This is a genomic window from Microbulbifer regidiadema (SeqCode), from assembly GCF_052466995.1.
The window spans coordinates 638,341-651,961 of sequence record NZ_CP174297.1; the positions used below are offsets into that span (position 1 = coordinate 638,341).

General features: G+C 51.7%; 9 protein-coding genes. 3 read left to right on the forward strand and 6 right to left on the reverse strand.

The features are described from left to right. Positions 1-338 precede the first annotated feature (338 nt). On the reverse strand, positions 339-2,474 hold the full coding sequence (locus tag ACJJIK_RS02775; protein ID WP_444944133.1) for a M4 family metallopeptidase: 2,136 nt from the start codon (positions 2,472-2,474) through the stop codon (positions 339-341). A 420-nt stretch (positions 2,475-2,894) separates the two neighbouring features. Next, positions 2,895-4,229 carry a glutamine synthetase family protein gene (locus tag ACJJIK_RS02780; protein ID WP_444931284.1) on the reverse strand — a complete coding sequence of 445 codons (1,335 nt, stop codon included), beginning with the start codon at positions 4,227-4,229 and terminating at the stop codon, positions 2,895-2,897. A gap of 187 nt (positions 4,230-4,416) precedes the next feature. Here ACJJIK_RS02780 and ACJJIK_RS02785 point away from each other — a divergent pair, with 187 nt between their 5' ends. Further along, positions 4,417-5,706 carry an NAD(P)/FAD-dependent oxidoreductase gene (locus ACJJIK_RS02785; RefSeq protein WP_444944134.1) on the forward strand — a complete coding sequence of 430 codons (1,290 nt, stop codon included), beginning with the start codon at positions 4,417-4,419 and terminating at the stop codon, positions 5,704-5,706. Positions 5,707-5,762: 56 nt separating this feature from the next. Here the strand turns inward: ACJJIK_RS02785 and ACJJIK_RS02790 are convergent, their stop codons facing one another. After that, entirely contained in the window at positions 5,763-7,568 is a 1,806-nt protein-coding gene (locus ACJJIK_RS02790) for a M4 family metallopeptidase (RefSeq protein WP_444944135.1), read from the reverse strand. A gap of 1,063 nt (positions 7,569-8,631) precedes the next feature. Between ACJJIK_RS02790 and ACJJIK_RS02795 the strand changes: the two genes are divergently transcribed. Both ACJJIK_RS02795 and cysB read left to right on the forward strand, forming a co-directional pair. Beyond that, a complete protein-coding gene (locus ACJJIK_RS02795; RefSeq protein ID WP_444931281.1) occupies positions 8,632-9,534 on the forward strand; it encodes a 5'-nucleotidase in 903 nt (300 codons plus the stop codon). A 294-nt stretch (positions 9,535-9,828) separates the two neighbouring features. After that, complete coding sequence (gene cysB, locus ACJJIK_RS02800; protein ID WP_444931280.1) at positions 9,829-10,800, forward strand: HTH-type transcriptional regulator CysB; 972 nt, start codon at positions 9,829-9,831, stop codon at positions 10,798-10,800. 46 nt (positions 10,801-10,846) lie between these two features. On the opposite strand, the gene ACJJIK_RS02805 is transcribed toward cysB, so the two are convergent. From ACJJIK_RS02805 to ppsR, 3 genes are all read right to left on the reverse strand, one after another. Beyond that, the gene (locus tag ACJJIK_RS02805; protein ID WP_444931279.1) at positions 10,847-11,137 is read right to left on the reverse strand and encodes a hypothetical protein; all 291 of its coding nucleotides are present in this window, start codon (positions 11,135-11,137) and stop codon (positions 10,847-10,849) included. Between the two features lie 149 nt (positions 11,138-11,286). Continuing rightward, complete coding sequence (pabB, locus tag ACJJIK_RS02810) at positions 11,287-12,645, reverse strand: aminodeoxychorismate synthase component I (RefSeq protein ID WP_444931278.1); 1,359 nt, start codon at positions 12,643-12,645, stop codon at positions 11,287-11,289. 73 nt (positions 12,646-12,718) lie between these two features. Next, complete coding sequence (gene ppsR / locus ACJJIK_RS02815; RefSeq protein WP_444931277.1) at positions 12,719-13,546, reverse strand: posphoenolpyruvate synthetase regulatory kinase/phosphorylase PpsR; 828 nt, start codon at positions 13,544-13,546, stop codon at positions 12,719-12,721. Positions 13,547-13,621: the final 75 nt, after the last annotated feature.

Here is a 13,621-nt window from a genome sequence, read left to right on the forward strand (position 1 = left end):
AGTCTTACCAACCCCGGGCTGTCCTTTTTAGGGGGCGGGCGCTTGCCAGGGAGGTGCGGAACCCGCTGTTTGCAGGCACGGCTTTCAGTATTTTGACGGGAGGCTTCAGGGCGAGAGAGGAGTTGCTCTACTGTGACAGGGTGGGGAGCAACCATATTTGGCTTGAAGTACATAAAAATCCGGAGCCCTTATTAAGGGCCCCGGATTTTTTGTGTCTGATCGGTAAATGAAAGCACTTAATGGATCCGTATCGGGGGGATTTCCCGATCGCTGTTGCTGCTTCGATCGATTGAGTGCGGCGCCCAGCCCATAAAGTTGCTAGGGTGGGCGCCCTCCTATCACTCAGTGCTGGCGCTCAGGGTAACGCCAGAGTATGCAGAGTAGCCGCGGATACTGATATACCAGGTGCCGGCATCCGGATTGCTAATACTGCAGCTTTCATCATTGCCTGACTGGTAGGGGCGGCAGTCGTAAGCCAGGCGCGTTGGTTCTTGACCGAAGCGAACGTAGAGGTCGGCATCGCCACTGCCACCTTCCATTACAGCATCCAGGGTCGAGGCGCCGTTATCCACTTCAATAGTGAAGTGCTGCCAGCTCCGGCGAGAGCCGGAAAGGTCGGTTTCCTCCCAGCTGTCGCTGCCGCCGCCACCACCACCGCCGGTGTAGCTGCCTACCAGACTGACCCCGGAGAAGGAGCTGTAGCCATAAACCATGGCGTAGTAGGTTCCGTTCTGTACGTTAGCGATATCACAGGTCTCGTTGTTGCCCGATTCATATGGGCGACAGTCATAGGTGCTGGTTGTCGGTGGGGAACCAAAGCGCACGTAGAGGTCAGCATCCCCACTGCCACCTGACATGACAAAGGAGAGGTCTGTGGCATCTCCGGATACATCCAGGCTAAATTGAAGATCATCTCCGGAACTACCTCCGAGGCCGGTCTCGGGGACACCATTTTCGAGTTCAACAGTGTTATTACCACCGCCGCCGCAGGCGCTAGTGGAGACGCCTACTGTAGAGAATGCGGCAGCAACGTCGGCGGTGTCGTAGCCCAAATCGGATGCCGCTGAGTAAACACCGCAGCCACCTTCATCAAAATCTGTATTGGCACCCCAGTACATTTGGTTGGCGAGAACAAAGGTGTCGAATGCTGTGCGGGTGTTCCAGCCATTGGTGTTGGCCAGCAGGTAGAAGGCTCGATTAAAGACACCGGAGCTGTAGTGCACATCCATGCCGTTATAGTAGTCATCGGCATGACCAATGGAGCTGCCATCATCGGTTGGATCTTCAAAGTAGCGGAGTGCGCCACTGGACTTAAAGATTTCAGCGCCGACAAGCCAGTCATTGCTGCCGCGCATATAGTACTCGGCGGCTTCACCGGCAATATCAGAGAAGGCTTCGTTGATACCACCGGACTGGTTGTAGTAATTCAGGTCTGAGTTTTGTTCAGTAAAGCCGTGGCTGACTTCGTGAGCGGAAACATCGAGGCTAACCAGCGGATAGAAATAGCTCTGGCCGTCACCAAATGTCATCTGGCTGCCGTCCCAGAAGGCATTTTCGTAGTTGTTACTGTAGTGCACCCGCATTCGCAGTTTTTGTGTCAGTGGCGAGGTATTGTACCAGTCGCTATAGAGGTCAAAGACGACACCACCAAAGAAATGGGCATCATTGAGTGGTGAGTAGGCGCCGTTAATTTCCTTGTAATCATTGTCCGGGCAGGTAAATGAGTGAATGCTGCCGCCACTAGTGCGATGGTTCATGTCAACGGTTTCGACGTTGTCCGTATCCATCGCGCAGCTGTTATCAACAATCATGTGGGGGTAGTCAGTGCCGTACTCGTAGCGCCCGGTTTTTGTGTTGCCCCCTGGTCCCGTGGCATTCTGCTGAAAATTCAAGCCGTCCCAGTGCTTGATAACTTCACCGGTCATCGCATCGATAAAGTAGAAGGGGCGTGTGGGATCACTGCCATACTCTACCCAATTGACCAAATAGGCCAGGCGAGCATCATTTTGCTCATCGATATAGATATAGAGTTTCTTTTTCGGGTTTTGCGCTTCCAGTTTTAGTGCTTGAAGTGACAGCGTGCGCTGAGCGATTCCCTGTTGCGCACGCCAGTTAATCTGGTGGTCCATTGCCCGTTCAATCGCATTTTCTTCGTCGATAAATGCTCTGATATTGGGAACTTCCAGCTCTAATCCGGTAATCACATCACCGTGAACCTCGGTAATTAGACCCTGCCCAGAGCTGGTGACCGTTTGGCCGTAGACAGGAATACCTTTATGAGTCTGTTGGTAGCGGGCTACAGTTCTACCATTGATGAGGGTGCGCTCACGAACTTTTTCGAGCGCCATATCCGATCCGCCAGCGGTTGCTAACGTCTGTGGTGAGAGCATATCCACTGTGGCGGGGACACGCTCAACGGCATGTGCACTAATAGCTATCGCTAAAGTGCAGCTGAGTCCTACAAAATGCTTCATTGCTAGCTTTCCCTTTTATAGCTTTTTTATATATAAATCCGCCTGCGTACAGCGGTTTTCCCGTGTGGGGGCCGTATTAAATCTGGCTGGCTGATACGGGCTGGATTTTTTTTGCGGTAAGACAGCAGAAGATAACCGTCGCCAGGGAAGGGACCGCACCTGCGGCAGTGGCGTTCGCTTTCTCAAACCGGTTGCCCAAACATATTGGGCAAGCAGAGATTACCCTGCATCGGCGCGTAGGCAATATAAAGATGATGGCAAACTAATATATTTTAATTTTTTTCGATATTTTTGCATGGGGAGTCACAAATTAGGAGGTAATGTTCTGCCGGAGAAAGAGCGTGGGAGGGTGGTTTTTTTCGAAAAATAAAATTTCAAATAATGATTTATTGTTTTTGTGGGGTTTGAAGGGGTGGTTGTTTATACATTTAATAATAGAAATTCTCGTTCCCAGGAGCTGATCACGCGATTAAATTCCTCGTATTCACTTCGCTTAATTGCGTTCCAGGCTTTTACGAATTTTATGCCAAACATTTCTTTTGCCTCTTCGCAATCCGATAGGAGTGCTAGAGCGTGTTCTTGTGTGCGGGGTAGGGTAATCGGCTCTTTGGAGCAGTCGCCCTGATAGGGTGCGCTCGCTGCCACTTTGTGAATCATGCCCAAATATCCGCAGGCGAGAGAGGCCGCTATAGCGAGATAGGGATTGCAGTCTGCCCCGGGGAAGCGGTTTTCAAGGCGTTTGCTTTGTGGGGGGCTATCGGGGACACGAAGACCTGTTGTTCGGTTGTCGTAACCCCAGTGGAGACTGGTGGGTGCAGACATCTCCGGTGTGAAACGGCGGTAGGAGTTGACGTTCGGGGCGAAAAAACTAATAAATCCAGGGGTGTATTTTTGCATTCCGCCAATAAAATACAAGAAGTTATGGCTTTCTTCTCCCTTGCTATCGACAAAAATATTTTTCCCGGTTTTTTTGTCTGTTACGCTCTCGTGTAAATGTAGAGCACTTCCCGGCTCATCCTCCATGGGCTTTGCCATAAAAGTGGCATAAATGCCGTGGCGCAAGGCGGTTTCGCGCACTGTACGCTTAAAGGTGAAAACTTGATCGGCCAGTTGAAGGGGGTCCCCGTGGCGGAAATTGACTTCTATTTGTGCGGTGCCTGATTCATGGGTTAGCGTATCGATATCAATTCCCTGGGTTTCGCAAAAATCATAGATATCCTCAATAATAGATTCGTACTCATTGGTAGCGTCTATACTATAGGATTGGCGGGTTTTTTCCGTGCGTCCCGATCTTCCTACTGGCGCCGATAATTTTTCGTCCGGGTCCAGGTTTCTTTTGATAAGGTAAAACTCTACTTCCGGGGCAACAACGGGTTCCCACCCTTTATTTGCATATTTTTTAAGGACAAACTTTAAAATGTTACGGGTGCTTATTGGGTGGGGGGTTCCATCGCGATAGTGGCAGTCGTGAATAATTTGTGCTGTTGGATCATTGGCCCAAGGATTTAAGCGCATTGAGCTGGGATCTGGGATCAGACGCATATCCGTGTCTGCGGGATCAACAAGTTCGTTGTGTTCGTCGACATAGTCCCCGGTAACGGTTTGCACCAAAATACTTTCTGGCAGGCGACTGTCTTGAGTTAGGAACTTTTTGGTGGGGGTGAATTTGCCTCTGGCATTGCCTGACATGTCGGGAACCAGGCACTCGATTTCTGTAATATTGTGATTTTCCAGCCAGGTTATAATTTTATCCATGGGTTAGCCGTAGGTTGTCGTTCCTCCCTGAATGAAATTTCGTAATCGGCGCCCCTGAATCCCGCGCTGAAACTGATCTCCCTAGAGGAACTATATACTGCCGCTTGAAACTTCGCTGTTTATTTAAGTGGCATTTGAGGGCGGCAGGTAAAAATATGAAGGCGAATCAAATTGCGGCAGGTTTAGCGTGAAGGAGTTGGATGGGCATGTTAAATCCTATTATGCCGCTACGGCCAATGATTCTTGCGAATACCCCTGTCTGGAAGGGGATGTGCAAGCGGATGTCTGTATTGTGGGTGGCGGTTATACCGGGCTTTCCAGTGCGTTGCATTTGGCCGAGCGGGGTTATCGCGTGGTTCTTTTGGAGGCTGAGCGAATTGGTTGGGGGGCATCAGGGCGGAATGGTGGCCAGGTTGGTGTCGGACAAAGGCGGAGTCAGGCTGATCTGGAGGCTATGTTCGGATTTGGGGTTGCCAAACGGCTCTGGAGCTTGAGTATCAGTGCGGTCCAGCTGGTAGAGAGCCTTATAGTCAGGCACCAGATTCAATGTGACCTGAAGCGCGGAATTATGCATCTTGCGGCAAAGGCTAGTCACGATAAATACCTGAGGTATGAAGCCGAAAGGCTCAGGAAGAAATATGGGTATAGACAATTAGAGTATGTGGAGAAAGGTGAAGCCCGGCAACTTGTCGGCAGTAAACGCTACCTTGGGGCCCAGGTGGATTTTGGTTCGCTGCACCTCCATCCACTAAATTTTGCCTTGGGTTTGGCCCGTGCAGGGGCTTCGGCGGGAGTCAGCTTTTTTGAGGGCAGTCGCGTACTGGGGTATTCAGGGGCTTCCCCCTTCAGCATTAGTACTGCGCGAGGGCAGGTGAGGGCGGAAAAGCTGGTTTTAGCTTGTAACGGTTACCTGAAAAATCTGGAGCCGCGCCTGGCTGGACGTATTATGCCTATTAATAACTTTGTTCTGGCCACAGAGCCTTTGCCGATAGGTCTTGCCAAAGAGGTCATCGCCAATGATTTTGCCCTGCAAGATAGCTTGTTTGTGATCAATTATTGGAGGTTGTCTGGTGATAACCGATTAATTTTTGGCGGTGGAGAAAATTACACCAAGCGTTTCCCAAAAGATATTCGCAGCTTTGTGCGCAGGTATCTGTTGAGAGTTTATCCGCAGTTGGAAAATATTGGGGTTGAATTTGGCTGGGGAGGGACGCTGGCTATTACGGTGAACCGTATGCCCTGCATGGGGCAGTTGCAGCCCGGCCTATATTACAGTCAGGGCTATTCTGGGCACGGTATATCCACGGCAACTTTTGCCGGAAAGCTCCTGGCAGATGCTATTTACGGGGAGAGTGAAGGTTACCAGGTATTTTCCTCCCTTCCGCAAACAACCTTTCCCGGCGGTACTTTACTGAGATGGCCGGGCCTGGTGCTGGGAATGCTCTACCACAGTTTATTGGACAAGATTGGAAATTAATACAAGTGCTGGCAGAGGGTGCCGATACGCAAGTGTATCGGCACCCGCCATGGCTGTTACTCGCTCTGAGCAGACAGTGTTACGCCTCGGTATGAGGTGTAGCCGAGTACACTGATATACCAAGTGCCGGCACTGGGATTGCTAAAGGTGCAAGTTTCTTCATTGCCCGACAAATAGGGGCGGCAGTCCCAGTTGCTGGATGTGGGTGTGGCACCGTAGCGAACATAGAGGTCGGCATCGCCATTGCTGCCGGACATCTCTACGGTTAAAGAGGAGGCGCCGGAGGGTACGTCCAGGGTGAAGTGCTGCCAGCTATTGCGGCGACCTGATAAATTGGTCTCCTCCCAGCCCTCAGAGCCGGAGCCTCCATCGTCACTACAGCTACTGGTAGATACGCCGACAGTGTTAAATGCCGATGTGACGGTTGCTGTGTTATAGCCGAGATCTTCAGCCGCAGACAGGGCTCCACAGGCACCCTCGACAAAATCTGTGCTTGAATTCCAGTAGGTCTGGTTTGCCAGTACGAAAATGTCGAAGGCGCTCTGGGTATCCCAGCCATTTGATGTCGCTATCAGATAGAAGGCCCGATTAAATACGCCGGAGCTGTAGTGCACATCCATGCCGTTGTAGTAATCATCGGCATGGCCAATTGAGCGGCCGTCCTGGGTGGGGTCATCCATGTAGCGGAGGGCGCCATCGGCTTTGTAAATATCGGCTCCCACCATCCAGTCGTTAGTGCCTTTCATATAGTATTCGGCGGCTTCACCGGCCATATCGGAAAAGGCTTCGTTGATACCGCCTGATTGGCCGGAATAGGTCAGGTTTGAGTTTTGCTCAGTAAAGCCGTGGCTGACTTCGTGGGCGGATACGTCCAGGCTGACCAGCGGATGGAAAGTTGTGTAACCATCGCCAAAAGTCATCTGGCTACCGTCCCAGAACGCATTCTCGTAGTTGCTGCTATAGTGCACACGCATTTTTAATTTTTGCGTGAGTGGTGATGAGCCATACCAGTCGCTGTACAGGTTGAAAACTACGTTGCCAAAGAAGTGGGCGTCATTCAGGGGGGAGTAGGCCCCGTTGATTTCTTTGTGATCATTCTCCGGGCAGGTGAAGGAGAAAACGCTGCCCCCACTGGTACCGTGGTCCATATCCACCGTTTCAACGTTGTCGGTGCTCATGGCGCAGCTGCTATCGACCTCAAGGCTGGGATAGTCGCTTCCATACTCGTAGCGCCCAGTTTTTTCATTGCCGCCGGGGCCTGTAGCGTTCCGGAAGGCCAGTCCATCCCACTGTTGAATAACTTCACCGGTGAGGGCGTCAATAAAATAGAAGGGTCTGGTTGGCTCTTCGCCGTACTCCACCCAGTTGACCAGGTAGGCTAGGCGAGCTTGGTCATTTTCGTCGACGTAGACATACAGTTCTTTCTTTTGGTTTTGGGCGTTTAGCTTTAGTGCGGGCATAGACAATGCCCGCTTAGTTGTCCCTTTTTGTGCGCGCAAATCCAACTGATGGGTCATGGCCCGTTCAATTGCATTGTCGGCATCAATAGAGGCGCGAGCGGTGGGAACCTCAAGCTCAAGGCCTGAAAGTACATGCCCTCTGACTTTTTGCGATAAACCATGCTTGGTGCTGGCAACTGTTTTCCCCCAAACAGGAATGCCCTTGTGAGTCTGTTGATATCGAGCGACTGTTTTCCCATTGGGAAGTGTACGTTCGCGTACCATTTCCAATTTCATATCAGAGCCGGCAATGGAGGCCAGCGACTGATTGGAAAGCAGATCTGCTGTGACAGGAATGCGCTCTGCGGCCTGGGCGCTAATGGCTAATGCGAGCGTGCTTGCTGCTCCTAATAAATATTTCATTTTAGCTTTCTCTTTATGATTATTATCGATGGGCCAGGGTAAACCAGGAGCTTTTAGAAAAGCTCAGCTTAAAGTGCGATCTGGGATAGATTGACCCGTCGAATTTCACCGTTGAAATTGTCGCGCGCTACCGGTTGGAATCCGTATGGATGTGGTTGCACGGAAGTTCCTGAGGTGCTTTGTTGCCATTACAAGGCGGAATAACGATATCCGCTACTATTATTTATGGCAATATGTCTGTGTCGTTAAAATTATTGTTTTAATCTTTATGTTTTTATTTTGTTGCGTGTGTCACATTTTTTTCTGTTTATATGTTCGGTTAATTAAGGAAGGTCTGACGGGTAGTTTAGTCACTTATTGCTAGATATAGCGGGTTGCTTTTTTATAATTTTCCTCGGTTTTTAAATTGGTTGGGGGTCGCAATTTGCTTGCCAATTTTTGGTGCGGAATTCACGGATTTTATTTGAGGTGCACATAAGCTGTGCTTTGCTATTTTTATATCTGATGAAGTGTGAATTTGGTAGCTGGGTTAACTTAAAGTTTAAACTTTATTATTGTTTTGATTTTCCTTGATGGGGGTATGGAAATATTGCAGAGGTAATTGGGGGCGATAAGATTGCATTTTGTACCATTCCTTACCTTAAAGCCTAAATTGTCTTAACCCGCTCAATGCTATGGCGCGGGTGTAAAGGGGGCTTTAAATAAACCCGCAATATCTCTGTGGCCCTTGGCGGTTACAGGTGTTGTCGCGCATGGATATAGCCCTTTACCGCAGCTGTGATCCTTAAGATCCATCCTGCGGAGTTTGCACAGGTATCGCAGAATTGCTCAGAGGTGCCCAGGGTCGGTGTGAAAACTGAGCGGGTGTGATTGCCTATATCCTCATATTTGTAGAATATAGGCTTGTCGTTTACCTTGGGCGCTAACCTTTCTCTGGGTGGGGACTCTTCAACCCCGTCTATCAGTGTGTTTTGGGGCTGTGAATCGCCGTTGGTATCGCTGCACTATCGCTGAGTGGTGGGGATAGGTTACTTTAGTTGATTAAAGACCTGGAGATGTCTCAATGGCTGTACGTCCTGACAAGTTGGTAATTGCTATTTCCTCTCGCGCTCTATTCGACCTCGGTGACAGCCACAGGGTCTTTGAGGAGCAGGGCCTGCACGCCTTTTCCCACTATCAGGTTGAGCGGGAAAATGACATCCTGAACAGGGGGGATGCTTTCCCCCTGGTAGAAAAGCTGTTGAAGATTAATAACCTTCTAGAGGGGGAGCCTAGGGTCGAAGTGATCCTGCTATCGAGAAACAGTGCGGATACCGGGTTGCGGGTGTTCAACTCCATAGAGCACTACGGATTGGATATTTCACGGGCAGCCTTTTGTAATGGCGAAAGCCCGTACCGCTATATTGCTCCGTTTGGGTGCAACTTGTTTCTTTCCGCCGATGGTGTCGATGTTCGCCGGGCATTGGAGCAGGGAGTTGCAGCCGCAACCCTGGTTGCAGGGGCGAGTCGCGAGAGTCGGAATGATATTTTGCGCTTTGCTTTCGATGGTGATGCAGTCATTTTTTCCGATGAGGCTGAGCAAATTTACAAAAGAGAGGGATTGGCGGCCTTTGCTGAGGCCGAGCGCGTATCGGCACAAAAACCGTTGGGCGGTGGGCCCTTCAAGGGGTTTCTCGAAGCTCTGCACCGGTTGCAGGCGGAGTTTGAAATGGATACTTGTCCGATTCGCACGGCCCTGGTCACTGCTCGCTCCGCGCCGGCTCATGAGCGGGTTATCAGAACCCTGCGGGCCTGGGATATTCGAGTGGATGAGTCCGTTTTTCTGGGGGGGTTGCCGAAGGGGGAGTTTTTGCAGGCGTTTGGTGCCGATGTCTTCTTTGATGATCAGCCCAGCCACTGTGCCTCTGCCGCTGAGCATGTGGCGACGGGCCACGTTCCCCATGGAATCGCCAATATTAAGGCCTAGGTATTTCAATCATTGAGCGAGGGGTGTTTCTGTTGGGCGTATTTTATGCGGTGTCTCGCGCCACTTCGAGCAAGGCGACTGGGCACTGGAAAATAATGCCGACAGAAAGGCTGGCATCATCCAAAGTAGATTGACACTTCCGTCTCTACCACGGATATTCAACCGTCTATTGGCCCTGGCTCTGATTCACTGCTATTCTTTTCTCGTATAACTCAAGATAGTTTTTATAACTATCAACCAAAAAATGAATTATTCGCTCTTGGCCAGGAGCGCACTGAACGAAAGGGAGGACTTATGAAGCTGCAGCAGTTGCGATATATCTGGGAAGTGGCCCATCACGACCTCAATGTTTCTGCTACGGCGCAGAGTCTCTATACCTCCCAGCCGGGAATTAGCAAGCAAATCCGCTTATTGGAAGATGAGCTCGGTGTGGAAATCTTTGCCCGCAGTGGCAAGCACCTTACCAGGGTGACCCCGGCAGGTGAGGCAATTCTAAAAACCGCCGGCGAAATTATGCGCAAGGTGGAGAATATTAAACAGGTTGCGCAAGAGTTCAGTAACGATAAAAAAGGCAGTCTCGCAGTCGCCACTACCCACACTCAGGCGCGCTATGCTCTGCCGTCAATCATAAAGCTGTTTATTGGACGCTACCCGGAAGTCTCCCTGCATATGCATCAGGGAACGCCTATGCAAATCTCTGAGATGGCCGCAGATGGCACCGCTGATTTTGCTATCGCCACTGAAGCCCTAGAGCTTTTTAGTGATCTGGTCATGATGCCAGTCTACCGCTGGAATCGCTGCATTCTGGTGCCGAAAGGCCACCCCCTCTGCCAGGTGAGTAAGCTATCCCTTGAGGATGTGGCGAAATACCCGATCGTTACGTACGTGTTCGGCTTTACCGGTCGCTCCAAGCTGGATGAAGCTTTCCTGGAAAAAGGGTTGTCGCCCAAAGTGGTCTTTACCGCTGCTGATGCGGATGTTATCAAAACCTATGTGCGCCTGGGGCTGGGGATTGGCATTGTGGCAGATATGGCGGTCGATGGCGGAGATGAAGACTTGGTGGCTCTGGATGCGAGCGACCTGTTCGAATCGAGCGTCACTAAAATTGGTTTCCGCAAGGGGATATTCCTGCGCGGCTTTATGTATGAGTTTATTCAGCAATTTGCCCCCCATCTCACCCGAGAGCTGATCGATCAGGCGGCACAAGCGACATCTCGATCCGAGGTGGATGCGCTGTTTGCCGATATGGAGTTGCCGGTCTATTAAGAAGAGGGCAAAAGCCGGTGAGCTGAGAGGCCTGTGGTGGAGGTGATTAAGCCTCCACGTTAATGAGGGGGCGCAGAACTTCTTTGGCAAACTTAAAGTAAACCGTGTAGATCTCTGCCTCCTGGCCCTCGCGCTCTACAACAAAGAACGGGGCGCGCTCTACTTTGTGCTGTTGCGCCAGTTGCAGCCCTGAGCTTTGCGGGTCGCGCACGTCGGCGATAAGGGTCTGGTTGATAAATTGCATTTGGCCATTTTCTTCCAGCTTCTCTTCAACGTCGCGGCACTTGGCGCAGGGAGAGCCGTCGGCGAGAATTTTCTTGACCAGTGTGATCTTCACGATAATTTCCTTGATCCTGTGCGATGCCATTAGAGGCAAGATGGACCGAATCTATCAGAACACCTAATAACTTTGAAATATCAATCGCCGATATCTTTATAACTGAAATTTGTAGTGATGCTACAAAATGCACCGATTTAGACTAAAAATTAGACATTTTTTAGTGAGTTTGACGGCTGCTGCAGAAATTGTTCGGCGGTTTCCAGTAGTAGGCGCACTTTGGTCAGGCACTCCTGGTGTTCTGACGTGGGGTCCGAGTCTGCAACGATGCCGCCGCCTGCGGCACAGGTTAAATGGCTACTGTTGGCACTGAAAGTTCGGATGGCGATATTGGTATCGGCGCGGCCGCAGCTGCTGATATAGCCGATACTGCCACAGTAAATGCCCCTGGGGCTGGACTCCAGCTCTCGTATCACTTCCATTGAGCGCCGCTTTGGAGCGCCGGTGATAGAACCGCCGGGAAAGCAGGCTTCCAGTAGCTCGCTGTAGACGGCCTCCTCCGGCAGTTCGCCAGTGACCACGCTGACCAGATGGTGAACATTGGCGAAGCTCGCCAACTGGAATAGCTCGGGAACGCGCACTGTGCCGCTGCGACATAATTTACTGAAATCATTGCGCAGCAAATCTACGATCATCAGATTTTCGGCGCGGTCCTTGGGGCTTCTCTGTAAAGAGAAGGCCGCGCGCTGATCCGCCAGCTTGTCGACCAGCCTTGCCGCTGTGCCCTTGATCGGCTCCGTGCGCAGGCTGGCACCATCGGCTTGAATAAAGCGCTCTGGGGACATGCTGAGCAGACTGCCCTGAGGCAGGGCCATATAGGCGGAAAAGGGGCCCGCTGCCCGAGTGCGCAAAGCTAGGTAGGCCGCCAGCAAATCGCCGTTATAGGGCGCCTGAAAGCGCTGGGTAAAGTTTGCCTGATAGATATCGCCGGCGGCGATATATTCCAGTATCTGCTCGATTCGGGCCCGGTAAGCCTCCGCACTCAATTCGTGCTCAAACGGTGTCAGGAGCTGGAAATTGCCGGTGCTGGGGGGGCTCTCCCAGCGGATAGCGGCAAACCGCTGTTTTAACTCGTGAACCTGCTGGGGCGGGCAGGCGGGGTGGAAGACCAGGTGGCTGCTGCCCAGTTGGTGATCGGCAATAAAGGCCCAGGTATAGAGCCCGAAAAAGCCGGCGGGCAGATCTGTGGGGCGCATATCTGCGGGCAGGTAATTTCCCTCTACACCGAGCTCGTAGCCGGCGTAGCCAATAACGCCACCGCAAAAAGGCAGCTGTGAATCCCTGTCCTGGGGGCAGAGCTCGCACACCAGATCATCCAGCTGGGCAAATGGCTCCGGGGTGTCGGCGTTCAACTCCAGAGTGTTTATCGGGTCGGCGCTGATGATGTCATAGCGCCCCCCCTCTGCCAGTGGCCGGCCGCTGTCCAGCCATACGGGAACAGGTAAATCCGCTATTGCCGCAAAAGCGGCAGGTGTGTTTAACGAATAGGGTAGGGGGACAATTTGCATATCAAGCTACAGCAGTCTGGAAGACGGCGCACACTACACATTTTGCGGCGGCAATTAAAGTGTGTGTGGCTCTTTAGTCAATCCTGCGCTCAATACCGGCCTGGGACATCAGGCGGGTGGCGAGCTCCTCCACCGAAAGTTGGGTTGCGTCGAGGAAGGGCACCTGGGCCCGCCTCAGCATCTGCTCAACCTGGCGCACCTCGAATTCACACTGGGCCTTAGAAGCGTAGCGGCTGTTGGCGCGTCTTTCCTGTCTAATCTGCATCAAGCGCTCCGGCTCGATTGTCAGACCAAACAGTTTGTTGCGAAATGGGCGGAGGATCTTTGGCAGGGTGGTGGAGTCCATATCCTCTTCAGTGATGGGATAGTTTGCCGCGCGGAGGCCAAATTGGAGCGCCAGGTACAGGCAAGTTGGCGTTTTGCCGGAGCGGGAGACCCCGAGAAGAATAACGTCGGCCTGCTGGAATTCGCTAACCCTGCGGCCATCGTCGTTGTCCATGGCAAAGTGGACTGCGTCTATGCGGTCGGTATAGCGGCGATTGTTGTCGATGCCGTGGGAAATATTGACCATCTGTGCGGGGTCGCGGTTAAACAGGTTGGCCAATGGGGTGAGATAGTTCTCGAAGATATCGAGCATCAGCGCAGAGCTTTGGTGTAGCTGCCCCCGGATTTGGTCGGAGACGATACTGGTAATAATGATGGGCTTTAAACCGGACTCATCGGCCGCTTTCTCGATGCGTTGCAGGGCCTGCTTTACTTTTTCGGTGGAGTCGATATAGGGGAGTGTGACCTGTTCAACATGTTGGTCGCGAAACTGTGCGAGAAGGCTGTGGCCAATCGCCTCCACAGTGAGACCGGTACCGTCAGAGATAAAGAAAGCGGTGCGTTTGTCTTTTGCCATGTTTGTGCTCTGTTTGTTGGCGTGAGGGGGGATATTGTAAGAGAGGATTGGGTCAAAGGTCTTTTGTTCTGGCAC

Bases quoted from the DNA above. Each gene is read 5' to 3' on its own strand.
- ppsR (WP_444931277.1), bottom strand. From the start codon at position 13,546: ATGGCAAAAGACAAACGCACCGCTTTCTTTATCTCTGACGGTACCGGT.
- ACJJIK_RS02795 (WP_444931281.1), top strand. From the start codon at position 8,632: ATGGCTGTACGTCCTGACAAGTTGGTAATTGCTATTTCCTCTCGCGCT.
- pabB (WP_444931278.1), bottom strand. From the start codon at position 12,645: ATGCAAATTGTCCCCCTACCCTATTCGTTAAACACACCTGCCGCTTTT.
- ACJJIK_RS02790 (WP_444944135.1), bottom strand. From the start codon at position 7,568: ATGAAATATTTATTAGGAGCAGCAAGCACGCTCGCATTAGCCATTAGC.
- cysB (WP_444931280.1), top strand. From the start codon at position 9,829: ATGAAGCTGCAGCAGTTGCGATATATCTGGGAAGTGGCCCATCACGAC.
- ACJJIK_RS02780 (WP_444931284.1), bottom strand. From the start codon at position 4,229: ATGGATAAAATTATAACCTGGCTGGAAAATCACAATATTACAGAAATC.
- ACJJIK_RS02775 (WP_444944133.1), bottom strand. From the start codon at position 2,474: ATGAAGCATTTTGTAGGACTCAGCTGCACTTTAGCGATAGCTATTAGT.